At 62.8% G+C, this 23,264-nt stretch carries 19 protein-coding genes; 10 read left to right on the top strand and 9 right to left on the bottom strand.

Annotated elements, in window-relative coordinates; genetic code table 11:
* Positions 1-219: 219 nt before the first annotated feature.
* Complete coding sequence (locus AC30D9_RS05305; RefSeq protein ID WP_490143596.1) at positions 220-1,413, bottom strand: YbfB/YjiJ family MFS transporter; 1,194 nt, start codon at positions 1,411-1,413, stop codon at positions 220-222.
* Between the two features lie 111 nt (positions 1,414-1,524).
* Here AC30D9_RS05305 and AC30D9_RS05300 point away from each other — a divergent pair, with 111 nt between their 5' ends.
* On the top strand, positions 1,525-2,400 hold the full coding sequence (locus AC30D9_RS05300) for a LysR family transcriptional regulator (protein WP_134924994.1): 876 nt from the start codon (positions 1,525-1,527) through the stop codon (positions 2,398-2,400).
* A gap of 133 nt (positions 2,401-2,533) precedes the next feature.
* On the opposite strand, the gene AC30D9_RS05295 is transcribed toward AC30D9_RS05300, so the two are convergent.
* Positions 2,534-3,256: a pirin family protein gene (locus AC30D9_RS05295; RefSeq protein ID WP_490143595.1), complete on the bottom strand. Its 723-nt coding sequence runs from the start codon at positions 3,254-3,256 to the stop codon at positions 2,534-2,536.
* Positions 3,257-3,588: 332 nt separating this feature from the next.
* On the opposite strand from AC30D9_RS05295, the gene AC30D9_RS05290 reads away from it, so the two are divergent.
* Together AC30D9_RS05290 and AC30D9_RS05285 are read left to right on the top strand one after the other, a co-directional pair.
* Entirely contained in the window at positions 3,589-4,539 is a 951-nt protein-coding gene (locus tag AC30D9_RS05290) for a GlxA family transcriptional regulator (protein ID WP_134924992.1), read from the top strand.
* Positions 4,540-4,722: 183 nt separating this feature from the next.
* On the top strand, positions 4,723-6,213 hold the full coding sequence (locus tag AC30D9_RS05285; protein ID WP_490143594.1) for an ATP-binding protein: 1,491 nt from the start codon (positions 4,723-4,725) through the stop codon (positions 6,211-6,213).
* Here AC30D9_RS05285 and AC30D9_RS05280 read toward each other — a convergent pair.
* Positions 6,160-8,964 (bottom strand): ATP-binding protein, encoded by a 2,805-nt coding sequence (locus AC30D9_RS05280; RefSeq protein ID WP_490143593.1) that lies wholly within the window; start codon positions 8,962-8,964, stop codon positions 6,160-6,162. The genes AC30D9_RS05285 and AC30D9_RS05280 overlap by 54 nt on opposite strands.
* 268 nt (positions 8,965-9,232) lie before the next feature.
* Between AC30D9_RS05280 and AC30D9_RS05275 the strand changes: the two genes are divergently transcribed.
* The 7 genes from AC30D9_RS05275 to AC30D9_RS05245 all read left to right on the top strand — a co-directional run bounded on the left by AC30D9_RS05275 (position 9,233) and on the right by AC30D9_RS05245 (position 16,042).
* Entirely contained in the window at positions 9,233-10,054 is an 822-nt protein-coding gene (locus AC30D9_RS05275; protein ID WP_116832857.1) for an alpha/beta fold hydrolase, read from the top strand.
* A 139-nt stretch (positions 10,055-10,193) separates the two neighbouring features.
* Positions 10,194-11,141, top strand: a complete 948-nt coding sequence (locus AC30D9_RS05270; RefSeq protein WP_134924989.1) for a LysR family transcriptional regulator — start codon at positions 10,194-10,196, stop codon at positions 11,139-11,141.
* On the top strand, positions 11,138-11,551 hold the full coding sequence (locus AC30D9_RS05265; protein ID WP_134924988.1) for a DoxX family protein: 414 nt from the start codon (positions 11,138-11,140) through the stop codon (positions 11,549-11,551). Before AC30D9_RS05270 ends, AC30D9_RS05265 begins: the two co-directional genes overlap by 4 nt.
* Positions 11,544-12,182 (top strand): antibiotic biosynthesis monooxygenase, encoded by a 639-nt coding sequence (locus tag AC30D9_RS05260; protein ID WP_134924987.1) that lies wholly within the window; start codon positions 11,544-11,546, stop codon positions 12,180-12,182. The genes AC30D9_RS05265 and AC30D9_RS05260 overlap by 8 nt, the downstream gene beginning before the upstream one ends.
* Positions 12,183-12,300: 118 nt before the next feature.
* Entirely contained in the window at positions 12,301-14,139 is a 1,839-nt protein-coding gene (locus AC30D9_RS05255) for an amidohydrolase (protein WP_307572415.1), read from the top strand.
* Between the two features lie 145 nt (positions 14,140-14,284).
* A complete protein-coding gene (gene ycaC / locus AC30D9_RS05250) occupies positions 14,285-14,914 on the top strand; it encodes an isochorismate family cysteine hydrolase YcaC (RefSeq protein ID WP_307571765.1) in 630 nt (209 codons plus the stop codon).
* A gap of 249 nt (positions 14,915-15,163) precedes the next feature.
* Entirely contained in the window at positions 15,164-16,042 is an 879-nt protein-coding gene (locus AC30D9_RS05245) for a LysR family transcriptional regulator (RefSeq protein WP_134924985.1), read from the top strand.
* A gap of 56 nt (positions 16,043-16,098) precedes the next feature.
* On the opposite strand, the gene AC30D9_RS05240 is transcribed toward AC30D9_RS05245, so the two are convergent.
* The 6 genes from AC30D9_RS05240 to nuoK form a co-directional block, all read right to left on the bottom strand.
* A complete protein-coding gene (locus AC30D9_RS05240; RefSeq protein WP_109755564.1) occupies positions 16,099-16,575 on the bottom strand; it encodes a PA2171 family ribosome-binding persister protein in 477 nt (158 codons plus the stop codon).
* Positions 16,576-16,768: 193 nt separating this feature from the next.
* A complete protein-coding gene (locus tag AC30D9_RS05235; protein ID WP_490143592.1) occupies positions 16,769-17,878 on the bottom strand; it encodes an NAD(P)/FAD-dependent oxidoreductase in 1,110 nt (369 codons plus the stop codon).
* Positions 17,879-18,061: 183 nt separating this feature from the next.
* Complete coding sequence (gene nuoN / locus AC30D9_RS05230) at positions 18,062-19,525, bottom strand: NADH-quinone oxidoreductase subunit NuoN (RefSeq protein ID WP_109755563.1); 1,464 nt, start codon at positions 19,523-19,525, stop codon at positions 18,062-18,064.
* A 7-nt stretch (positions 19,526-19,532) separates the two neighbouring features.
* Complete coding sequence (gene nuoM / locus AC30D9_RS05225) at positions 19,533-21,065, bottom strand: NADH-quinone oxidoreductase subunit M (RefSeq protein ID WP_490143591.1); 1,533 nt, start codon at positions 21,063-21,065, stop codon at positions 19,533-19,535.
* Positions 21,066-21,104: 39 nt separating this feature from the next.
* Positions 21,105-22,958 (bottom strand): NADH-quinone oxidoreductase subunit L, encoded by a 1,854-nt coding sequence (nuoL, locus tag AC30D9_RS05220; protein ID WP_490143590.1) that lies wholly within the window; start codon positions 22,956-22,958, stop codon positions 21,105-21,107.
* Entirely contained in the window at positions 22,955-23,263 is a 309-nt protein-coding gene (nuoK, locus tag AC30D9_RS05215) for an NADH-quinone oxidoreductase subunit NuoK (RefSeq protein ID WP_003180046.1), read from the bottom strand. The genes nuoL and nuoK overlap by 4 nt, the downstream gene beginning before the upstream one ends.
* Position 23,264: the final 1 nt, after the last annotated feature.

The raw sequence follows: 23,264 nt of genomic DNA, 5'->3' as shown, positions 1-23,264 counted from the left end.
GCATTGAGTCAATTTCGTTCGTGCGATATTAAAAACCGCCCGTCAGAAACGAAGTCCTTTCGGGAACTTTATAGATCCCCCTGGTCCGTGGCAACAGACGAGCGCAATTCAGCTAACCCGTGAGCCCCGCCTTAGACGCCGCCGCTCCATTAGATCAAAGCCTGAATTGACCCATTCGCCTGACTTTTTTTAGATGTTTTTCGTCTGAGGTGCATGATTTCAGGACTTTCGAGTGTTTTCTGCCACGGAAGGGAAATCGAGCATCAACGCAAAAAGAATCGCCCCGGCGGAGATCAGGAAAAGCCACGCGTGGTGTCCACCACTGGCATTGAACAGCGCCGAGTAGGCAAACCCGGCCACCGCCTGGAAGGTGGCAAACGAGACGGTGGCGCGGCTCCAGGCCAGTTGTTGGCGATGATGGCTGGGCACCAGTTCATGCACCCGGGCCAGGGCCAAGGGCACGATGCCCGGTGGAAATGAGCCGATGATCACAGCCAGCAGCGCCAGTGCCACGAAGGTGTGTGAAATCGCCAGCAAGCCGAGGGCAATCGCCTGCACGGCCAGGACCAGTCGAATGCTCTTGCGTGCGCCGAGGTGGTCGGCGAGAAAACCGTAGCTCACCGGCCCGATAATCGCCCCGAGGCCATACATCACCCAGACCATTGCCCCCACATGTGCCCCGGCACCGAGGCCGCGCGCCACGTAGTCGACCAAGAAGACCATCGCGGGCACGAGCCCGGCGGCCATGAACGCATACTGGGCGAACAACCGGTAAACCGCAGGGGGCATGGGCTCGTCTGGCGCAGCGCTGGCGATCACCTGCACCGTGTCCCGGGGCCAGCCAAACCAGCTCAACCCGGTCAATGCCAGCGACAGGGCGCCAAGCCCCAGCCAGGTGGCCGGCAGGCCCAGGCTCAACAGTGGCGGCACAATCGTTCCCGAACCGGCGATGCCAAGGCCGATGCCAAGGAAAATCGCACCACTGGCCAACCCTTTGCGTGCCGCCGGCACATGGGGCAGTACGGTCGCCGCCACCAGTACCATGATCGCGCCGCCGGCGATTCCCGACAGCAACCGCCAGGCGAAGTACCAGGTGACCGACACCGGGAAGGCACAGGCGAAAAACGCGCCGGTCACGACCAGCATCATCAGCCGCAGGGCGTTCCTGTTGGTCAGTCGGTGGGCCACGGGACGGCCGAGCAGGGCGCCGATCAGGTAACCGACCAGGTTCGCCGCCCCCAGGTAGACCACGTCGTTGGCCGAAAACCAGTGGGCCTCGATCAACGAAGGGATCAGCGGTGTGTAGGCGAAACGCGCCAGGCCGATGCTGACGAGGCTGGCACAGAGGCCGGCGAAGATGGGCAACCAGATGCCCGTGGGCGCGGAGTCGAGCGCAGCGGAAGAGGTGGTCATGACAGCGATCCTGTGAAGGGTTTATGGCGTCCAGCATATCGGCTATCGTTGATGCGTTTATGCAGCGATTTCGCGGCAATACGATGCAGATTTGCATCACGGGAGGAGCAGATGAATTGGGATGATGCGCGGGTGTTTCTTGCTGTTTGCCGGGCGTCGACCTTGCGTGGTGCCGCGCGGACATTGGGGGTGGATCAGGCGACTGTGGGGCGGCGCATCACAGCGTTGGAGAAATCCCTGAGTGCCGCGTTGTTCCTGCGCACCTCCGACGGTTACGCACTGACAGCCGTCGGCGAGGCGGCGCTCGCGGCAGTGGAAAAGATGGAACATTCGGCGCTGGAACTGGAGCGCCGGATACAAGGCCTGGATGATCGTCTGATCGGCAACGTCCGGGTCGCCACTACCGATTCACTGGCCATTGATTTCCTGATTCCAGCCATTGCCCGCTTGCATGGCCAGCATCCCGATGTGCGGGTGCAGTTGGACGCTTCCACGCAGATACTCAGCCTGGTCAAGCGTGAGGCGGACATCGCCGTGCGCAACACCCGGCCCGACAACCCTGACCTGATCGCCCGGCGGATCGCGCGTTGGCCGGTGGGGCTGTTCGCGTCCCAGGCCTATGTCGATGCCAATGGCCTACCGTCGCCCGGCAGCGAATTCGAAGGCCATGACCTGGTGGTCTACCAGCCCTATTTGCAGGGCAGCAAGGACTTTACCCTGGTCTGCGAGCCGATCAACCGCGGTCGGATCGTGGCAAGCCTGAGTTCGAGCCTGTTGGTGCGCCGTTCGATTGCCGCGGGCATCGGCGTGGGGGAAATTCCGGTGTATATGGGGGAGCGTGACGGGCTGCTGAGGATCTGGCCGGAACGCACGCGCCCGCTGCCTTACGAGGTATGGCTGGTCACCCACGCGGACCTGCGCCATACCGCACGGGTGCGGGCGGTGATCGATGAGATTGTCGAGGTGTTTGCGCTGGAGAATGAGTGAAGCGGTCATGAGGTCCAATGTGGGAGCGAGCCTGCTCGCGATGGCATAGGGTCATTCAGCGTTGATATTGAATGACAGGCTGCTATCGCGAGCAGGCTCGCTCCCACAGTGGGGGCAGGCATAGGCACGGCTGTCATGGCATCTGTGGCAGTTCCTGCGGCCGCAGATCGAACACCAGCACCTCGGCATCCTGGCCGTTCCTCAAGGTCAGGACCTGCTCCTCGCGCACCCGCACGCCATCACCTTCCTGTAACGGCACGCCGTTGAGCTCGACAGTGCCTCGGGCGACATGCACGTAGGCATAGCGATCCGGGGCCAGGGTCAGGGTGGCGCTTTGCTCGTCATCGAACAACCCGGCGTAGACCCGTGCATCCTGGCGCACCTGGAGCGAGCCGTCGGCACCATCCGGGGAGATGATCAATTGCAGACGCCCCTGTTTCTGCTCACGGCTGAAATGCTCCTGTTGATAACGTGGCGTGGCGCCGCTGACGTTGGGCACGATCCAGATCTGCAGGAAGTGCACCGGCTCGTCCGCACTGTGGTTGAACTCGCTGTGGGCCACGCCGCTGCCGGCGCTCATCAACTGCACGTCACCCGGACGAATGACCGAGCCCGTGCCCAGGGTGTCCTTGTGTTCCAGCGCCCCTTCGAGCACATAGGAAAAGATCTCCATGTCCCGGTGGGGATGCTGGCCGAAGCCTTTGGCCGCGGCGACCCGGTCATCGTTGATGACCAGCAGGTCGGAGAAGCCCTGTTGGTTGAGGTCGCGGTAGCTGGCAAAAGAGAACGTGTGGAACGAGGTCAGCCAGCCGTGGCGGGCGATGCCGCGGTCCGAAGCTTTGCGAAGGGTCAGCATGATGATTCTCCTGATGTCTATGGGCGGCGGCTGGGGCCGTTCGCCGGGTTCAGAAGAAGGTTAATGTTTATCGAAATATTCAATAAGTAGATGAAAAACGAAAGACTGTCCGTTTTGGGTAGACAATCCATAATACCTACCGGCGGATGCGTCGCTTCGACATAATGCTGGACGTCAGCCCGACGATGAACCTGTGGGAGCGGGCTTGCTCGCGAAAGCGGCATGACAAGCAATATTTTCATCGACTGATACACCGCTTTCGCGAGCAAGCCCGCTCCCACATGGGATCATCTGTTACCTGCAGTTTCTGGATTTTTTTGGCGTATTTTTTGATGAAAACCGTTGCAATGGTGCTGTTCCCGGATTTTCTGCTGCTCGACATGTCCGGGCCTCTCGAGGTGTTTTCCATCGCCAATCGTTACCTGGCAGCGGAACAGCGTTATCAACTGCTGACCCTGGGGACCGAGCGTGGAGCGTTGCGGGCGTCCAATGGCGTGACGGTGCTGGCCGATATCCATATCGACCAGGCGTGGGCGGCCTATGACGTGTTGCTGGTGCCGGGCGGGCCGGGGGCCTATAACGATCAGCATCCGGGGTTGCATACCTGGTTGCGGGCCGCGGCGCAGCGGGCTACGCGCTACGGCTCCATCTGCACCGGGGCCTTTGTGCTCGGTGAAGCGGGCTTGCTCGACGGTTATCGCGTCACCACCCACTGGCATTACACCGAACGCCTGATCCAACGCTTCCCCAAGGCCCTGGTTGAGACTGACAAGATTTTCCTGCAGGACCGGCGCCTGATCACCTCCGGCGGCGTTACCGCCGGGATCGACCTGGCCCTGTCCATCGTTGCCCAGGACCATGGTCGCAAAGTGGCGTTGGACGTGGCCAAGGTGTTGCTGGTGGTGATGAAACGCCAGGGCGGACAGGCGCAGTTCAGCCCCTCGGTGGCGGCGGTGTCGACGCAGGAATCGGCCATTACCCGGGTGCAGAATCATGTGATGGAGCATCTGGAAGAGCCCTTCACCATCGAGCGCATGGCCGCGTTGGCCGCCATGAGCGCGCGGCATTTCGCCCGGGTCTTCGCCCGTGAAGTGAAGATGACGCCCATGGAGTTCCTGCAGGGCGCGCGTATCGACCGGGCGCGTCAGTTGCTGGAAACCACCGACCTGCCTCTCAAGACCGTGGCGTTTCGCAGTGGGTTTGGCAGTGTGCGGCACATGCGCTTTTTATTCAGTGAAAAACTCGGCCTGACCCCGGTGCAATATCGTCAGCAGTTCAGTTGAGTCTTCGGTGTCCGTCCAGGGCACCGTGATGTCCGTGGTGCTCCCTGTGCCAGCATTGTCCTGAAGCCTGTGCCTGCCAAGATAACGGCGAACCCTTTGGAAAGGATGCGCGGGAGCCGGGGCAGACGTGTTCGTTGATCCGCACACTGACGCCCGGACCGGTTATCCGGCGCTGGATCGCCCATGAACAGTTTCGTTAAACCCGATAGTGAGCCGGCGCTGAGCTTCGGTCCGTTCGTCTTCCACCGGCAGCAGCGGCTGGTCACCCGTGACGGCCAGCCCCTCGCGCTGGGCGGCCGCGCCCTGGATGTTTTGCAGGTGCTGGTGGAGCATGCCGGCCGCTATGTCACTAAGCAGACACTCATTGCACACGTCTGGCCTGACAGCGTCGTGGAGGACATCAACCTGCGGGTGCACATCGCGGCGCTGCGGCGGGCCTTCGGTGATGGGCGGGACGGCGCTCGCTATATCCTCAATCATCCTCGGCAAGGCTATTGCCTTGCGGTGCCCCTGGCGGCGCAAGAGAGCGTCGAGTCGCCTTTCAGCCGCCGGGTCGAGCGGCACAACCTGCCCGCCCGCCTGAGCCCGGTGGTCGGTCGTGACAAAGTCCTGGGGCGGCTGCTGGCACAAGTGCCCCATCAATCCCTGACCACCGTGATCGGCCCGGGCGGAGTTGGCAAGACGACCGTGGTATTGCGGGTGGCGGAGCTGCTGCTCGAGCATTTTGATGACGGTGCCTGGTTCGTTGATCTGGTGGCTGTCGGCGATCCCGCGCAAGTGATAGCGCAGGTGGCCGGCGTGCTGGGCCTGGAGCACGGTTCTTTGGTCCGCTGCCTCGAACCCTGTCGGATGTTGCTGGTGCTCGACGGGTGCGAGCACGTGCTCGATGGCTGTCGGGAACTGGTCCAGGCACTGGCTGCGGCGGCGCCCGGGGTGTCGCTGTTGCTCAGCAGTCGCGAGCCCTTGGACTTGCCGGATGAAAGGCTGGTGTCACTGCCGGGGCTGGCCGTGGCGTCGCCCCAGGAGCCCGAGCACCAGATCGAGGCGTGCCCGGCGGTGCAGTTGCTGATCGAGCGGGTGGGTGCCCGGCAGCAGGGGTTCAAGCCGGGTAGTCGCGACTGGCCGATCCTTGCACAGATTTGCCAGCGCCTGGACGGGTTGCCACTGGCGTTGGAACTGGCGGCGGCCCAGGTCGATGCCTTGGGAGTGGCCGGGGTCCTGGAGCAATTGGATTACGGTTTGTCACTCTTGAGTCACGGGCGGCGTACGGCGGTGGCTCGACACCGAAGCCTGGAAGCGGTGCTGGACTCGAGTTTCGAACGTTTGAGCGCTGACGAACGAACCGCATTCCAGCGCCTGGCGGTATTCGAGGGGCTGTTTACGCTCAAGGCGGCGCAGGCCGTGATCAGTTGCGCTGAACTGAGTGTCGGGCAATTGCCCCGCCTGTTGTCGAGGCTGGCGAGTGTGTCGCTGCTGATGGTCGAACCGCGCGTCGAAGGGGTCCGCTTCTACCTGCTCCACACCACGCGCAGCTATGCCATGGACAAACTGCGGTGTAGTGGTCAGTGGCCTGTGTTTCATCGACGTTATGTGCTGCAAGGTGCTTGGGGAACGCCGCGTTCAAGGCCCCAACCGGCGGGTCAGCTCCTGGAGCAGCGTGCTGGCTTCCAATAAGTCGGGGGTCTCGAAACCTTCGGTGAAGCGTCGATAGACGGGCCCAAGCAGCGCTTGCGCGGCGTGGGCTTGCCCCTGGCGTTGCCACAAGCGCGCCAGGGTCGTGGCGCTGCGCAGTTCCCAGGCCAAGGCATTGTGGCGACGGGCCACGGCCAGGGCGGCCAGCAGTTGCGTTTCGGCTGGCTTCACGAGGGACGGCTCGTTCCGCGCCAGCAGGGTTTCGGCGTCGGCCCGCAGGATCTCTGCCGAACACCAGCCCGCGGCGCCACTGTGGGCCCGTTCGATTTGCGCCGGGCTGACAAAGGCGCTGCTCAGGGTGACGGCGATGTCCTGGATCAGCCCATTCGTCGGGCTCGTTGCCAGGGGCTGGCCATCGAATGCGCAGGCGTAATGGCAAGCCCAGTCATGGAACAGCATCACCGAATGTTTCTTGGCCTGCTGCTTCAACAGGTCGAGCCTTTCCCGGGCGGTCGAATGATCGCCGTTGTAGTGGGCGATCACGCAACCGGTCAGCGCCAGGGTGTAGCAGATCGAAATGCCGTGGTTGATCTGCAAGGCGATCTGCAGCGCCAGGTTGGCGGTGCGTCGGGCTTTTTCGGCAAAACCTTGCAGCCAGAGGATGCGTGCCAGAACCGTCAGCGCGGCCACGCTCTGGTCGTATTGCACGCCGAAGCCGTGGCTGAAACGGCTGAGGTGACCGCTCTGGGCCAGGCGCTGGATCACTTGTTCGGCATCACGCCGCGCCGCGCCCTGGTCGCCGATGAAATGCAGCGCCAGCACCCGCAGGCGTTGAGCGCTCAAGGACAGGATCGGGTCGCCCTGCAAGCCCAATCGATCGAAATCCAGGCTATGTGCCAGGGCCTGTTGGTAGTTGCCGCAACTGAGGTCGACGGTCATTTGCCCGGATACCGCCCGCAGCTCGCCGGCGAGGTCCTGGCATTGCCGGGCCAACTGGCGGGCGGTGGCAAAGGCGCGGACCGTGGCCGGCGTGCCACCCTCGGTGTGGTAGTTGAAACTGGCGTGGGCCAGTTCCAGGGCCAGGGTCAAGCGTGGGCAGGGAGCGGGGCTGGCCCGCAATAATTGCAATGCCTTGTTGACGTAGAGGCCGTGCTCCTTGAGCAGCGACAGCTCCTGCCAGAGAGGCAGGGTGCGGGCGGTCAGGCGGATCGCCACGGCGTGTGAACCCTGCGGACCCAAGCCTCGGTCGAGTGCCGCACGGATGTCGTCGCGATAGTCGGCGTAGCGGGCGATCCACAACCGGGTGGGCGTGTTTTCCCAATCGTTTTCCGCCTGCCCCATGAGCGCCAGGCAACGCTCGGCGTGACGTTCCTGGCTGGCTGCCAGCTCCCCGGCTTCGGTCAGTCGCTCCAGGGCATAGCTGCGGGTGGTGTCCAGCAGGCGATAGCGCACCTCTTCATCGCCGATCTCTACATTGAGCAACGATTTGGCGACCAACTGGCTGATCGACACCAGCACCTGGTCGGGCGCGACATGCTGGCCAACGATCACCGCGGCGGCGGAGGCCAGGTTGAAACTGCCCATGAACACCGCCAGCCGACGCAGGCAGGTCTGCTCGCACGCCGTGAGCAGCGCGAAGCTCCAGTCCAGGGTCGCGCGCAAGGTTTGCTGGCGCGGTGCGGCGTCGGTGTCGTTGTGAAGCAGGGCGACGCTGTCTTGCAATTGCCGGTGCAGTTCCTCCAGGGTGAAACGGCCGAGTTGTCCGGCGGCCAGCTCGATGGCCAAGGGAATGCCGTCCAGCCGCTGGCAGATGTCGATCACCAACGGCACCTCGCGGTCGGTCAGTTCGAAGTCGTCACGGCTGGCCATCGCACGTTCGGCAAACAGTTGCAGCGCCGGGTACTCCAGGGCGGGATAACCCGCGATGGGCATTTCCCGGGGCGGGAATGCCAGGGCGTCCAGGCGTTGCACGTGTTCGCCTTCGGCACGCAGGCCTTCGCGGCTGGTGGCCAGGATGTGCAGGTGGGGAGCGCCACGCAGCAAGGTTTCGCTGAGCTGGGCGATGGCGTCGATCAGGTGCTCGCAGTTGTCGATCACCAGCAGCAGATGCCGTTCCCTGAGCTGCCGGGCAATGGCGTCCAGCGGATCGCCGTCCTGCAGTGGCAGGTCCAGCAATGCACGCAGGTTAGGGGCGATCATGGTCGCGTCGTTGAGCGATGCCAGGTCCAGCAGGTGCGTGCCATCACGGTAGTGGCCGATCAGCCGTTCAGCGACCCGCAGGGCAACGGTGGTCTTGCCGATGCCGCCGGTGCCGACCAGGGTAATGAAGCGTTTTCGCGGCAGCTGGGTCACCAGGTTTTCCACCAGGGCCTGGCGTCCGATCATGCGCGTGCGTTGCAACGGCAGGTTGCGCGCCAACGACGGATGGGGGATATGCGCCAACTGGTCGAGGGGTTCGAATGACAGCGGCGCGACAAAGCTATAACCGCGCTGCGCCACGGTGACGATGTAGCGCTGCCCGGCCTGGCCATCCCCGAGAGCCTTGCGCAGTGCCGCGACGTGCACGCGCAGGTTGGTGTCTTCCACCACGCTCCTGGGCCAGACCCGGGCGATCAATTGCTGCTTGCTCACCACCTCGCCGGCGTGTTCGAGCAACACCAGCAGAATCTCCACGGCCCGTCGTCCCAGGCGCAACGGCTGCCCACCTTCCAACACCAGGCGCTGGCGCGGATGGACCCGATAAGGGCCGAAATGCACCGTCTGTTCGACGGGCAGGCTGAGGTATTGGCTCATGGTGCTCTCAATGTTCTGGTCCCGATGCCTGGGCTTTATCCGAGCATATTCCTCAGGTTTGGCTTCAAGCGCAACGGCGCATCGGCCTATCCAGAGCCATCTGCATACTCAAACACTTGTGGCTAGGGGATTTATCCCCTCACCACAAAAGCAATCCCCACTGAGTTTTTAACACCGCCGTCCCGAAAAAATTAACAACGTTTAACTCACGCCCATGCCGCTCCTGGTCGGACCATAAAGCCATCCACCCACCTCAAGGAGTCATGTCATGAGCACCTTCATCACCCGCGACGGCACCGAGATCTACTACAAGGATTGGGGCAGTGGTCAACCGGTGGTCTTCAGCCACGGCTGGCCGTTGAACTCGGACAGTTGGGAGGCGCAGATGATGTTCCTGGCGTCCAACGGCTACCGGGTGATCGCCCATGACCGCCGTGGGCACGGGCGCTCCAGCCAGCCCTGGGACGGCAACGACATGGACACCTACGCCGATGACCTGGCCGAACTGATCGAACGCCTGGAGCTGAAGAATGCGGTGCTGCTGGGCTTCTCCACCGGCGGTGGTGAAGTGGCGCGCTACATTGGTCGTCATGGCTCCGCCCGTGTCGCCAAGCTCGGCCTGATCTCGGCGGTAACGCCGCTGATGCTCAAGACCCCGGCCAACCCTGGCGGCCTGCCCATCGAAGTGTTCGACGGCTTCCGCCAAGCCTCCCTGGCCGACCGTTCTCAGCTATACAAAGATGTGGCCAGCGCGTTTTTCGGCGCCAATCGTCCGGGGGCCAAGGTCTCCCAAGGCATGATCGACTGGTTCTGGATGCAGGGCATGCTCGCCGGCCACAAGAACACCTACGACTGCATCAAGGCGTTCTCGGAGACCGATCTTTCCGAAGACCTGCGCAACATCGACGTGCCGACCCTGGTGGTGCATGGCGATGACGACCAGGTGGTCCCCATCGAAACCGCCGGCATTGCCGCCGCCAAGTTGCTCAAGAACTCGCAGTTGCTGGTCTACCCGGGCGCGCCTCACGGCCTGACCGACACCCACAAGGACCGCTTGAACGCGGACCTGCTGGCGTTCATCCAGGGCTGACCAAGCACTGACCTGTGGGAGCGAGCTTGCTCGCGAAGAGGCCGGTACAGCAAACATCACATGCAAGCTGAGCCACCGTATTCGTCGGAACACCGCCCGGAGCAGGTTCGCTCCCACAGGATCGATAGGACTCACACCCATGAACCGCAACGATTTACGCCGTCTCGACATGAACCTGCTGGTGATCTTCGAGGCGCTGATGTTCGAGAAAAACCTGACCCGCGTCGCCGAAAAGCTGTTCATGGGCCAGCCGGCGGTGAGCGCGGCGCTGGGGCGGCTGCGGGATCTGTTCGATGATCCGTTGCTGATTCGCCACGGTCGGGGCATGGAACCGACTCCGCGCGCCTTGGCGATCCTGCAAGAACTGCAACCGGCCATGGACACGATTTCCAGCGCGGTCAGCCGGGCCAAGGCATTCGATCCGTCCACCAGTTGCGACGTGTTTCGCGTCGGGCTGTCCGACGATGCCGAATTCGGCCTGTTTCCTCCATTGCTGAGCCAACTGCGCGAAGAAGCGCCGGGGATCATCGTGGTGGTGCGCCGGGCCAATTTCCTGCTGATGTCGTCGCTGCTGGCCAGTGGTGAAATCAGCGTCGGGGTCAGCTACACCACTGATCTGCCGGCCAATGCCAAGCGTAAGAAACTGCGGGACATCCCCTGCAAGGTCTTGCGTGGCGACAAGCGCCCAGGGCCACTGACCCTGGACGAATACTGCGCGCGGCCCCACGCCATGGTCTCGTTCTCGGGTGACCTGAGCGGCAACATCGACCTGGACCTGGCCCGCATCGGCCGGGCCCGTAAAGTCGTGCTGGCGGTGCCGCAGTTCAGTGGGCTGCGGGCCTTGCTGGCCGGCACCGAGTTGATCGCCACCGTGCCCGACTATGCCGCCTGCGCGCTGGTGGAAGGCTGCGCGTTGCGGGCCGAGGACCCGCCTTTCGAGATCAATGCCGCTGAGTTGTCGATGGTCTGGAGCGGCGTGCATGACAACGACCCGGCCGAGCGCTGGTTGCGCTCGCGCATTGCCAGTCACATGTCCCAACCGTTGCCGGCGGCCGCCTTGGCGGACGCGGTCGGAGCTCACCGATGAATATCTCTGACGAACGTTCCCTGCAGGATCTGGGCTTGCTGTTCCTGCGCCTGAGTGGCGCGCTGTTTCTGCTCTGGGTCCATGGGCTGCCGAAGCTGTTGCACTACAGCGTCGAGCTGACCCGTATCGAAGACCCGTTTCACTTGGGCGCGGCCCCGACCTTGATCCTGGCGATTTTCGCCGAGGTGCTGTGCCCGCTGCTGATCATGGCCGGTGTGCTGGTGCGCCTGGCGTGCCTGCCGATCCTGTTTCTGCTGGCCGTGGCACTGCTGGTGGTGCACCCGCAGTGGAGCCTGGAAGAAGGGCAGTTCGGCTGGTTGCTGCTGATCATATTTACCAGCGTATTCATTGCCGGGCCTGGACGCCTGGCGATGAACACGCGTTTTGCTGGAGCGTTACGTCATGTCTGAATCTCAAGCCATCGAATCCACCGCGAGCCCGGCCAAGCCCGGTTTTGACGAAATCGTGACCCTGGTGGTCAAGCACCGGATCAAGGCCGGCCAGGACGCGGCGTACGAGGCCTGGTTGCGCCGCATCGTGCGCGTGGCCGGTCAGTGGCCGGGGCACCTGGGGGTGGATGTGGTGCGGGGCAAGCAGGGCGGGTTGTCACTGTTTACCTGCGTGCTGCGGTTCTGCTCCACCGAGGCCATGCAGCGCTGGCTGGACTCCCCCGAGCGTCGTGAACTGGTGGAGGAAGCCACGCCATTGCTGGCCGACGGCGACCAGACCGAAGTCGCGCAGCACAAGGAATTCTGGTTCGCCCCGTTGGCCGACGCGGCCACACCGCCGCCGCGCTGGAAGCAGGCCGTGGTGACGCTGTTGGTGATCCTGCCGCACACCTTGTTGGTGCCGCTGATCTGGGGACCGTTGCTGCAACTCCACGCTTTTCTTTCCAACTACGTGGTGGCGACGTTCCTGATCACCCTGACCATCGTGCTCTCGGTGGTGTACGTGTGCATGCCGCTGGCGACCCGTTTGTTCGCGCCATGGCTTGAAGCCTCGAAAGCCCACGAGCATTTGGAGCCCGGCCATGGCCAATAAGGACGACCCAACCGATCCGCTGCGTCGCCAATTGCTCGCCGCCGGGTCCTTGCTCAGCGCAGCGGCGGCTTTCTGGCCGCGGCTGTCCCTTGCCTCTACTCATCCAGAAGGAAATCCGATGAACGCCGATCTGATTCTGTTCAATGGCCAGTTCCATACCGTCGACCGTGAAAAGCCCCGCGCCAGTGCGGTCGCCATCAGCCAGGGGCGTTTCGTCGCGGTAGGGACCGACGCCGAGGCCATGGCCCTGCGCGGCAGCGGCACCCAGGTCATCGACCTCAAGGGCCGCACCGTCATCCCCGGGCTCAATGACTCGCACCTGCACTTGATCCGCGGTGGCCTGAACTACAACCTCGAACTGCGCTGGGAAGGCGTGCCGTCCCTGGCCGATGCCTTGCGCATGCTCAAGGACCAGGCCGACCGCACGCCGACGCCACAATGGGTACGCGTGGTGGGCGGCTGGAACGAATTCCAGTTCGCCGAAAAACGCATGCCGACCCTGGAAGAACTCAACCAGGCAGCTCCCGACACCCCGGTGTTCGTCTTGCACCTGTATGACCGCGCCTTGCTCAACCGCGCCGCGCTACGGGTGGCCGGCTACACCCGTGACACGCCGAACCCACCGGGTGGCGAGATCGTGCGCGACAGCAAAGGCGAACCCACTGGCATGCTGGTGGCGCGGCCTAACGCGATGATCCTTTACTCGACGTTGGCCAAGGGGCCGAAGTTGCCGTTGGAATATCAGGTCAACTCCACGCGCCAGTTCATGCGTGAACTCAATCGCCTGGGCTTGACCAGTGCCATCGATGCCGGCGGCGGTTTCCAGAACTACCCGGACGACTACGCGGTGATCGAGCAGTTGGCCCGCGAGCAGCAGTTGACGGTGCGCATCGCCTACAACCTGTTCACCCAGAAGCCCAAGGAAGAGCTCAGCGATTTCAAGAACTGGACCGGCAGCGTCAAGCTGCACCAGGGCGACGATTTCCTGCGGCACAACGGCGCCGGGGAAATGCTGGTGTTCTCGGCGGCGGATTTCGAGGACTTCCTCGAGCCGCGTCCGGACCTGCCGCCGGGCATGGAGCAGGACCTGGAGCCGGTGGTCCGGCATCTGGTGGAGCAGCGCTGGCCATTCCGTTTGCACGCCACTTATGACGAATCCATCAGCCGCATGCTCGACGTGTTCGAGAAGGTCAACCGCGACATCCCGTTCAATGGCCTGCCGTGGTTCTTCGACCACGCCGAGACCATCACGCCGAAGAACATCGAGCGCGTGCGAGCGCTGGGTGGCGGTATCGCGATCCAGGATCGCATGGCCTTCCAGGGTGAATACTTCGTCGACCGCTACGGCGCCAAGGCCGCCGAAGCCACGCCACCGATCAAGCGCATGCTCGCCGAAGGCGTGCCGGTGGGCGCTGGCACCGACGCCACTCGCGTCTCCAGCTACAACCCCTGGACCTCGCTGTACTGGATGGTCAGCGGCCGCACCGTCGGCGGCCTCTCGTTGCATGAAGAGGGCCTGCCGCGCCTGACCGCGCTGGAGCTGTTCACCCATGGCAGCGCCTGGTTCTCCTCGGAGCAGGGCAAGAAAGGCCAGATCAAGGTCGGCCAACTGGCGGACCTGGCGGCCCTGAGCGCGGACTTCTTCAGCGTCGAGGAAGAAGCCATCAAGTGGATCGAGTCGGTGCTGACGGTGGTGGACGGCAAGGTGGTGTACGCCGCCGGTGACTTCGAAAAACTCGGCCCGGCCAGTGTACCAGTGCTGCCGGACTGGTCGCCGGTGGTCAAGGTCCCGGGCCATTGGCGTCCGACTTCACCGTTGCAGGCGCAGGTCCACCAATGCAGCGGTCCTTGCAAAGTGCATTCCCATAGCCATGAACGGGCGCGGTTGTCGAACGTACCGGTCAGCGATTTCCAAGGCTTCTGGGGCGCGTTTGGCTGTTCCTGCTTTGCCTTCTGACTGATTACACACAGATCCCCCTGTGGGAGCGGGCTTGCTCGCGAATGCGTCGGCACATCCGACAACGTCGCAAGCTGACACACCGCTTTCGCGAGCAAGCCCGCTCCCACAGGTTTCGTAACATCCATCCCAAAGGAGTCATCCCATGAGCAACGTTCCCGCCTACAAACGTCTGAACAAGGACGACGCGGTCGTCCTGCTGGTCGATCACCAGACTGGCCTGATTTCCCTGGTCCAGGACTTCTCGCCGAACGAGTTCAAGAACAACGTGCTGGCCCTGGCCGACCTGGCGAAGTTTTTCAAGCTGCCGACCATCCTGACCACCAGCTTCGAAAACGGTCCCAATGGTCCGATGGTGCCAGAGTTGAAGGAGCTGTTCCCGGACGCGCCGTACATTCCACGTCCAGGCCAGATCAATGCCTGGGACAACGAAGATTTCGTCAAGGCCGTAAAAGCCACCGGCCGCAAGCAGTTGATCATCGCCGGTGTGGTGACCGACGTTTGCGTAACGTTCCCAACCTTGTCGGCGCTGGCTGAAGGCTTTGAGGTTTTCGTGGTCACCGATGCCTCGGGCACCTTCAACGAAACCGTGCAGCAAGCGGCCTGGGCGCGCATGGCTGCGGCGGGTGCGCAACTGGTGAACTGGTTCTCGGTGGCGTGCGAGCTGCAGGGCGACTGGCGCAACGACATGGTAGGCCTGGCGAACCTGCTGTCGCCGCGCATTCCGAACTACCGCAACCTGATGAACAGCTACTCGGCATTGACGGCCAAGTAAGCTGCGCTTGGCTGAACTGATGCCCGCCGATGTGCGGGCATCTTTCTATCTGGCAAATGCCCCTTGTGGCGAGGGGATTTATCCCCGCAGGGCTGCGCAGCGGCCCCAGAATCGGCCAACCGGGTGTGTCAGAATATTCATATGATTCAATTATTGGGTCTGCTGCGCAGCCCAGCGGGGATAAATCCCCTCGCCACAGGTTTTGTATTCGGCTTGGATGTCTCTCTAAAGCCCCACCCTGGAATGACAATGAACCCCTTCGAAGAAATGCGCATCTTTGCCCAGGTCATGGAGTCGGGCAGTTTCACCGCTGCGGCGGACAAGCTGGGGCTGTCCAAGCAGTTCGTCAGCCGCAAGCTCATGGCGCTGGAGCAGCGCCTGGGCGTGCGCCTGCTCAATCGCTCGACCCGCCGGCTCGACGTGACGCCCCTGGGCCAGCGCTATTACGAAGCGGCGCTGCGCCTGCTCAATGAAGTCGAACAGGTGGAGCAGGGCATCAGCGGCCAGACCAGCGAGCCCCGCGGCACCATTCGCCTCAGCGCGCCGCTGTCCTTCGCCATGGCGCACCTGGGCAGCTTGTTGCCGTTGTTTCTGCAACGCTATCCGGGCGTCAGCGTCGAGGTGGACCTGAGCGACCGCTCGGTGGACCTGCTGGGGGAGGGCTACGACCTGGCGCTGCGTATCGGTGTGCTGGAGGATTCGACGCTGATTGCCCGGCGCATCGCCACCATCGAACGGGTGTATTGCGCCAGTCCCGGCTACTTGGCGCAAAAAGGCACCCCCGCGCGACCTGAAGACCTGCGCAATCATGACTGCCTGCCCTATGGGCACAGTCGACAAGTGCAGTGGCGATTCGGTGGGGTGGGCAAGTCGTTGACCTTGGAGGTCACCGGACGCATGCGCGCCAATAATGGTGATTTGCTCAGGGACGCAGCCATTGCCGGCATGGGCATCACCTATCTGCCGACGTTCATCCTCGGTGATGCCTTGAAGGATGGGCGGCTCGTCCAGGTCTTGAAAGGCTTCGAAACCGAATCGCTGGCGCTGTCGGCGGTATATCCCCAGCATCGGCAAAGTGCACGCCCGGTGCAGGCGTTGGTGGAATTCTTGCGTGAACAAATGCAGTAAAGCGCCGCGACGCATTCAGCCGTCCCATGACGGCTGAAGCATCCACGGCGCTTCGATCAGGCGGCGAGGTTGGCGCTACTCAGTTCCTTCTTGTACTGCGCTTTCATGGTTTCCATGTCTGCACCCAGGGCATCGAGTTTTGCCTTGCCCAGCAGTTTTTTCGCGAGGGGAAACATTTCCTTTTCTTCTTCCTCGATGTGGTGCTCAAGCAGTTCCTTGACCACTTTCACCCGACCGGCGAATTCCGGTTGGGTCGGATCGGTGGTTTTCAGGTCCGGTAGTACCAGTGAGTCGACGGTGCGGTGTTCTTCCTTGGCCTCGTAATACATTTCGGCCTCGTCCTTGCCCCCTGCCTGCTTGAAAGCCGGGTAAAGAATTTCTTCTTCCAGGCGGGTGTGGATGGAAATTTCCATTTCCAATTTCGCCAACAGGTCAGTGCGTTTTTTCACGGCGCGGTCGGTCGACTCGCTCAGTTGAGTCAGGATGGCTTTGACGCGTTCATGGTCGGCTTTCAACAGGTCGATGGCGTTCATAGTAGCTCCAGGCAATTCACGGTTACGGGTTGGCTTCAAGCGCCAACGCCGTGTAAGAGGTAAATTGCATCAGCCGTGCCAGTTGGGCCTTAATAAAAAGTTGTTTAAAAACAAGTGGTTGAATTTGTCGCTGGTTTTATGTTCGTGCAAGCTGCAAGAGGCTGGGGAAAACGCCTTGCACTTTGCGCTATGGCTAGACGCTTGCAATCAGTTGTTGGACCCGTGCGGCGATCGCCAGGCAGGAGGTCAGCCCTGGCGATTCAATCCCGAACAGGTTGATCAATCCCGGAACCTGATGTTCGGCTGGGCTGCTGATGAGAAAGTCACGGGCAGGTTCGCCCGGGCCGGAGATTTTCGGACGCAGGCCGCTATAGCTCGGTTGCAGGCTCTGGTCCGGCAGGCCTGGCCAGTAATTGCGGATCGCCGGGTAGAAGGCTTCGGCCCGCGCCGGGTCGACTCGGTAGTCTTCGCGCTCGATCCATTCGACATCGGGGCCGAAACGCGCCTGGCCCGCCAGGTCCAGGGTCATATGGATGCCCAGGCCGGCGGCTTCCGGCGCGGGGTAGACCAGGTGCCGGAACGGCGCACCTCCGGCGAGGCTGAAGTAGTTGCCCTTGCAGAGGTGGTCGTCGGGCACCGTTTGCGGCGCCAGGCCGTCGATGCGACGGGCGAGGGCGGGTGCCTGTAGGCCGGCGGCGTTGATCAGTCGGCGGCAGGACAGGCTCATCTGCGCCGTGCCACCCAATTCCAGCAGAAAGCCATCGGCACTGATCCGTGCGCTCGACAGAGGCGTATGAAACGCGAGAGTCGCCCCGGCCGCTTCGGCGTCACCCTGCAAGGCCAACATCAAGGCGTGGGAATCGACGATACCGGTGGAGGGCGAATACAGCGCGGCGACGCACGCCAGGGCGGGCTCCAGTTCCAGCGCCTGTTGCCGATCGAGCAAGCGCAGGTCGTCCACGCCATTGGCCAGGCCTCGTTCGAGCAGGGCGTAGAGCCCGGCCTTCTGCGTCTCGTCCTTGGCAACGATCAACTTGCCGAGGCGGCGGGTCTCGACACCGTGGTGCTCACAATAGTCATACAACCTGTGCCGACCTTCAACGCACAACTGCGCCTTGAGGCTGCCTGGTGGGTAATAGATGCCGGCATGAATGACTTCGGAGTTGCGCGAACTGATGCCCGTGCCGATGGCTTCGCCCGCTTCGATCAGCAGCACCTCGTGACCCGCCCGGGCCATCTCCCGAGCCACGGCGAGTCCGACAACGCCAGCACCCACGACCACGCATTCAAAATCGACTTTCAACCGTATCTCTCCTTCAACACCTGCCTGTTGGCCGGTCTCAAGGATAGCCTTGCTGGAGCATCTGGACGTCATGCCGTCTGGATGGAATCCACATTGCTCAGTGCGCAGGGCTTTGTTTTCAGCAAAAAAAAAGCCCGTATCTTGCGATACGGGCTTTTTCGATTGGCTACAGCGTCCAGGCGATCAGCCCGTCAGGCCTGCCTGCTGGACCAGGGTCAGCAACGGCTGCGGGTACACACCGAGGAAGAACGCCAGTACGGCGATGGCCAGCAGCATCACGCCGCCTGCCTTTTGCTCCCAGTGCAACTCGGCATCGTGGCGACGCAGGTTCGGTTCCATCAGGTACAGGGTGACCATGACGCGCAGGTAGTAAAACACGCCGATGGCACTGCCCAGCACCAGGGAGCCGACCAGCCACCATTGGTGAGCCTCGACGCCGGTGGCGATGATGTAGAACTTGCCGATGAAGCCGGCGGTCAGCGGGATACCGGCCAGGGACAGCATCATCACGGTCAGCACGGCGGTCAGGTACGGGCGGCGCCAGAACAGGCCGCGGTACTCGTACAGGGCATCAGCGTCGCGGCCGTTGTACGGCGAGGACATCAGGGTGATCACGCCGAAGGCGCCGAGGCTGGTGATCACGTAGGTGACCAGGTACACGCCGATGGCTTCCACGGCCAGGCCCTTGCTGGCGATCAGGGCGATCAGCAGGTAACCGAAGTGGGCGATGGACGAGTAACCGAGCAGACGCTTGAGGTTGCTCTGGGTCAGTGCCAGCAGGTTACCGAACAGGATCGACGCGATGGCGATGATGGTCAGCACGTTGCTCAGCACACCGCTGCTGGCCACGGGCGAGATCTGGAACAGCCGCACCATTACTGCGAACACTGCCACTTTCGACGCGGTGGCCAGAAAGGCCGCCACCGGCGCCGGGGCGCCTTCGTAGACGTCCGGGGTCCAGAGGTGGAACGGTACCAGCGACAGCTTGAACGCCAGGCCGATCAGCATCATGCCCAGGCCCAGTTGTGCGATCGGGCTAGGCAGGCCGGTGGCCGCCAGGGCCTGGCCGATGCCGACGAAGTTCAGGGTGCCGGCTTCGGCGTAGAGCAGGGCCATGCCGAACAACAGGAACGCGGAACCGGCCGCCGACAGCACCATGTACTTGATGCCGGCTTCCAGGGAGCGCTTGTTGAAGAAGGCGTAGGCCACCAGGCCGTAGACCGGTACCGACAGCAGTTCCAGGCCGATGAACAGGCTGGCCAGGTGCTGCGCGCTGACCAGGACCAGGCCACCGGCGGCGGCCATCAGGATCAGCAGGTACAGTTCTTCGCGGTTGCCCGGGTAACCCGAGCCGCCATCGCCGAGGTAGGCGTGGGCGAGGGTGACACAGGCCAGGGTGGCGACCAGGATCAGCGCCATGTACAGGCAGGCGAAGCTGTCGATCTGCATCAACGGCGTAACCGCCAGGGGCGCGACTTTCAGGGCCGGCAGGATCGACAGCAGGGCCAGGTTCAGCCCCGCCACCGACAGCAGGAAGGTCTGGGAGTGATTGCGGCGCCAGGCGATTGCCAGCATCACCACGATGATCGTGGCGCTGGTGATCAACAGCGGCGCAAGCGCGATAAAGTGTTGAATCGTGAATTCCATAGCGCTCTTACCGGGCCGAAGCGAGTTGAGAGAAGGCGGTGCCGAGCCACTGCTGCACGCCATGCATGGTGGCGGCAGAGGTGTCGAGGAACGGCTGCGGGGAAACGCCGAGGTAAACCAGCAGCACCGCAAGGCCGAGCACCATGATCAGTTCGCGACCGTCCATGCCGCGCAGCACTTCGTCCGACTTGGATGGGCCGAAGTAGGCGCGGTGAATCATGATCAGCGAGTAGACCGAACCGAACACCAGGCCGGACGTAGCGATGGCGGTGATCCATGGCGCGCTGACGAAAGTGCCGATCAGGATCAGGAACTCGCCGACGAAGTTGCCGGTGCCCGGCAGGCCCAGGGACGCGGCCGCGAAGAACAGGCTGATGGCTGGCAGGTAGGCGATACGCGACCAGATGCCGCCCATCTCACGCATGTCCCGGGTGTGCAGACGCTCGTACAACTGACCGCTGAGGATAAACAGTGCGGCGGCCGACAGGCCGTGGGCCAACATCTGGATCACCGCGCCTTGCAGGGCCAACTGGCTGCCGGAGTAGATCCCGATCAGTACGAAGCCCATGTGCGAAACGCTGGAGAAGGCGATCAGGCGCTTGATGTCGGTCTGGGCGAAGGCCAGGAACGCACCGTAGAAAATCCCGATCAGGCCCAGGGTCATGGCAATTGGTGCGAACTCCGCCGAGGCGTTGGGGAACAACGGCAGGGCAAAGCGCAGCAGGCCATAGGCCGCGGTCTTGAGCAAGATACCCGCCAGGTCCACGGAACCTGCGGTCGGTGCCTGGGCGTGGGCGTCCGGCAGCCAGGAGTGGAACGGCACCACCGGCAGCTTCACCGCGAAGGCGATGAAGAAGCCCAGCATCAGCACGTACTCGGTGGTCTTGGACATCTGCACTTTCAACAGGTCGGCGTAGTTGAAGGTAATCACGCCGGTGTTGTTGAAGTTGACCAGCACCAGCCCAAGGATCGCCACCAACATGATCAGGCCGGACGCCTGGGTGAAGATGAAGAACTTGGTCGCTGCGTAGATCCGGGTTTTCTTGCCGTCCGAAGAACTGTGACCCCAGAGCGCGATGAGGAAGTACATCGGCACCAGCATCATTTCCCAGAAGAAGAAGAACATGAACAGGTCCAGCGCCAGGAACACGCCGACGACGCCGCCCAGGATCCACATCAGGTTTAGGTGGAAGAAGCCGACGTGACGCTGGATCTCTTTCCAGGAGCACAGGACCGAGAGGATACCCAGCAGGCCGGTCAGCAGGATCATCAGCAGCGACAGGCCGTCGAGGGCCAGGTGCACGCTGATGCCGAAGCGCGCGATCCAGGCGTGCTTGAATTCAAGCGCCCAGGTCGGATCGGCGCCAGGGGCCGGAGCGAATGAATAGTCGCCGGTCGCCCACAGCCAGAGGCCGAGCGCGAGTTCCAGGGACATGGTCAGCAGCGCAATCCAGCGCGGGAGCGTGGAGCTGGAGCGCTCCGCGATCCAGCACAGCAGGCCGCCGATGAAGGGGATCAGGATTAGCCAGGGCAGAATCATGACGGGCTCGTTTCCTTTCGCAAGTTCGCAAGGTTCATATCAGACCGCTACCAGCACGATGGCGCCGATAACCAGCACGGCGCCAGCCGCCATGGAAGCCGCATACCAACGCAGTTGACCGGTCTCGGTACGGCTCAGGGCAGTGTGGCCGCCCTTGGCCATGCGCGGGATCAGGCCAATGGTCTGGTCGAGCGGGTCTTTGCGCAGAATGTGGCTGATCGCAAGGTATGGCTTGACGAACAGTTTGTCGTAGATCCAGTCGAAGCCCCAGGCGGCGAACCACCAGGCCGAAAGGAAACGCCCGATACCGCTGTTGGCGATGGCCGTGACGAAACGACGCTTGCCCAGGAACAGCAGGGCGGCCAGCAGGATACCCGCCAGGGCGATGGCACCCGAAGCGATCTCCAGGCTGTGTTTGGCTTCGCCGCCGGCATGGCCGACGCTTTGCGGCAGCACATCGGCCAGCGGTGGGGTGATCATGGCGCCGACGAAGGTCGACAGCACGATCAGCACCGACAGTGGCAGCCAGTGGGCAATGCCGTGGCCAGCGTGGGCTTCGGTCTTGGCTTCACCGTGGAACGCGATGAAGATCAGGCGGAAGGTGTACAGCGAGGTCATGAACGCACCCACCAGGCCGGCATAGAGCAGGCCTTGGTTACCGCTGGCGAACGCTTCCCAGAGGATCTCGTCCTTGGAATAGAAACCGGCGGTCACCAGTGGCAGGGCCGCCAGGGCCGCGCCGCCGACGATGAAGCTTAAGTAGGCCAGCGGCAGTTTCTTCCACAGGCCGCCCATCTTGAAGATGTTCTGCTCGTGGTGGCAGGCAACGATCACCGCACCGGAAGCAAGGAACAGCAGCGCCTTGAAGAAGGCGTGGGTCATCAGGTGGAAGATCGCGCCTTCCCAGGCACCAACGCCCAGGGCCAGGAACATGTAACCGATCTGGCTCATGGTCGAGTAGGCGAGGATGCGCTTGATGTCGGTCTGTACCAGTGCGGCGAAACCGGCCAGGACCAGGGTCACGCCGCCGACGATGCCGACCAGGTGCAGGATGTCCGGCGCCAAGGCGAACAGGCCGTGGGTACGGGCGATCAGGTAGACACCGGCGGTGACCATGGTCGCGGCGTGGATCAGTGCCGAAACCGGGGTAGGGCCGGCCATCGCGTCCGCCAACCAGGTTTGCAGTGGCAGTTGCGCGGATTTACCGACGGCACCGCCCAACAGCATCAGAGTCGCCAGGACGATCCAGAAGTCACCGACCTTGAAGTGTTCCGGCGCCTTGACCAGCAGTTCCTGGATGTTCAGCGTGCCCAGTTGCTGGAACAGGATGAACAGGCCGATTGCCATGAACACGTCGCCGATCCGGGTCACGATGAACGCCTTGAGTGCGGCATTCCCGTTGTTGCGGTTGCTGTAGTAGAAACCGATCAACAGGTACGAGCACAGGCCCACGCCTTCCCAGCCGAAGTACAGGAACAGCAGGTTATCGCCGAGTACCAGGAACAGCATGCTGGCGATGAACAGGTTGGTGTAGGCGAAGAAACGCGAATAACCGGCTTCACCGCGCATGTACCAGGAGGCGAACAGGTGGATCAGGAAACCCACGCCGACCACCACGCCGAGCATGGTGATGGACAGGCCGTCCAGATAGAGGGCGAAGTTCGGCGTGAAGCCTTCCACCGCCATCCAGCGCCACAGCACCTGTACGAACACACCGCCTTCGGGCGGGGCGACGTTGAATTGCCAGATCACGTAGGCCGCGACGATGGCAGACAGGCCGATGGAACCCACGCCAACCAGCGCCGAGAGGTTTTCCGACCAGCGTCCACGGGAGAACGACAGCAGCAGGAAACCGATGAGGGGGAATACGAAAGTCAGAAAGAGTAGGTTCATCCGCGCATCTCGCTGGCAGCGTCGATATCGAGAGTGTGGAAGCGGCGATACAGCTGCAACAGGATCGCCAGGCCGATACTGGCCTCGGCGGCTGCCAGGCTGATCACCAGGATGAACATGATCTGTCCATCCGGCTGCGCCCAGCGAGCGCCCGCGACGATGAAGGCCAGGGCGGAGGCATTCATCATGACCTCCAGGCTCATCAGCACGAACAGAATGTTGCGGCGGACCATCAGGCCGACCAGACCGAGGCAGAACAGGATGCCGGCAACCGCCAGACCATGCTCGAGAGGGATAGCAGGCATG

Source organism: Pseudomonas sp. DF11, from assembly GCF_058148565.1.
Note: the sequence above shows the minus strand (reverse complement) of the source record. Positions and strands in the feature narration are given on the sequence as shown.

What these genes read in the sequence shown, in the direction of transcription:
- ycaC (WP_307571765.1), top strand. Translation starts at nt 14,285, where the DNA reads ATGAGCAACGTTCCCGCCTACAAACGTCTGAACAAGGACGACGCGGTC.
- nuoK (WP_003180046.1), bottom strand. Translation starts at nt 23,263, where the DNA reads ATGCCTGCTATCCCTCTCGAGCATGGTCTGGCGGTTGCCGGCATCCTG.
- AC30D9_RS05280 (WP_490143593.1), bottom strand. Translation starts at nt 8,964, where the DNA reads ATGAGCCAATACCTCAGCCTGCCCGTCGAACAGACGGTGCATTTCGGC.
- AC30D9_RS05270 (WP_134924989.1), top strand. Translation starts at nt 10,194, where the DNA reads ATGAACCGCAACGATTTACGCCGTCTCGACATGAACCTGCTGGTGATC.
- AC30D9_RS05285 (WP_490143594.1), top strand. Translation starts at nt 4,723, where the DNA reads ATGAACAGTTTCGTTAAACCCGATAGTGAGCCGGCGCTGAGCTTCGGT.
- nuoN (WP_109755563.1), bottom strand. Translation starts at nt 19,525, where the DNA reads ATGGAATTCACGATTCAACACTTTATCGCGCTTGCGCCGCTGTTGATC.
- AC30D9_RS05290 (WP_134924992.1), top strand. Translation starts at nt 3,589, where the DNA reads ATGAAAACCGTTGCAATGGTGCTGTTCCCGGATTTTCTGCTGCTCGAC.
- AC30D9_RS05275 (WP_116832857.1), top strand. Translation starts at nt 9,233, where the DNA reads ATGAGCACCTTCATCACCCGCGACGGCACCGAGATCTACTACAAGGAT.
- AC30D9_RS05245 (WP_134924985.1), top strand. Translation starts at nt 15,164, where the DNA reads ATGAACCCCTTCGAAGAAATGCGCATCTTTGCCCAGGTCATGGAGTCG.
- AC30D9_RS05240 (WP_109755564.1), bottom strand. Translation starts at nt 16,575, where the DNA reads ATGAACGCCATCGACCTGTTGAAAGCCGACCATGAACGCGTCAAAGCC.
- nuoM (WP_490143591.1), bottom strand. Translation starts at nt 21,065, where the DNA reads ATGATTCTGCCCTGGCTAATCCTGATCCCCTTCATCGGCGGCCTGCTG.
- AC30D9_RS05265 (WP_134924988.1), top strand. Translation starts at nt 11,138, where the DNA reads ATGAATATCTCTGACGAACGTTCCCTGCAGGATCTGGGCTTGCTGTTC.
- nuoL (WP_490143590.1), bottom strand. Translation starts at nt 22,958, where the DNA reads ATGAACCTACTCTTTCTGACTTTCGTATTCCCCCTCATCGGTTTCCTG.
- AC30D9_RS05255 (WP_307572415.1), top strand. Translation starts at nt 12,301, where the DNA reads ATGAACGCCGATCTGATTCTGTTCAATGGCCAGTTCCATACCGTCGAC.
- AC30D9_RS05305 (WP_490143596.1), bottom strand. Translation starts at nt 1,413, where the DNA reads ATGACCACCTCTTCCGCTGCGCTCGACTCCGCGCCCACGGGCATCTGG.
- AC30D9_RS05300 (WP_134924994.1), top strand. Translation starts at nt 1,525, where the DNA reads ATGAATTGGGATGATGCGCGGGTGTTTCTTGCTGTTTGCCGGGCGTCG.
- AC30D9_RS05295 (WP_490143595.1), bottom strand. Translation starts at nt 3,256, where the DNA reads ATGCTGACCCTTCGCAAAGCTTCGGACCGCGGCATCGCCCGCCACGGC.
- AC30D9_RS05260 (WP_134924987.1), top strand. Translation starts at nt 11,544, where the DNA reads ATGTCTGAATCTCAAGCCATCGAATCCACCGCGAGCCCGGCCAAGCCC.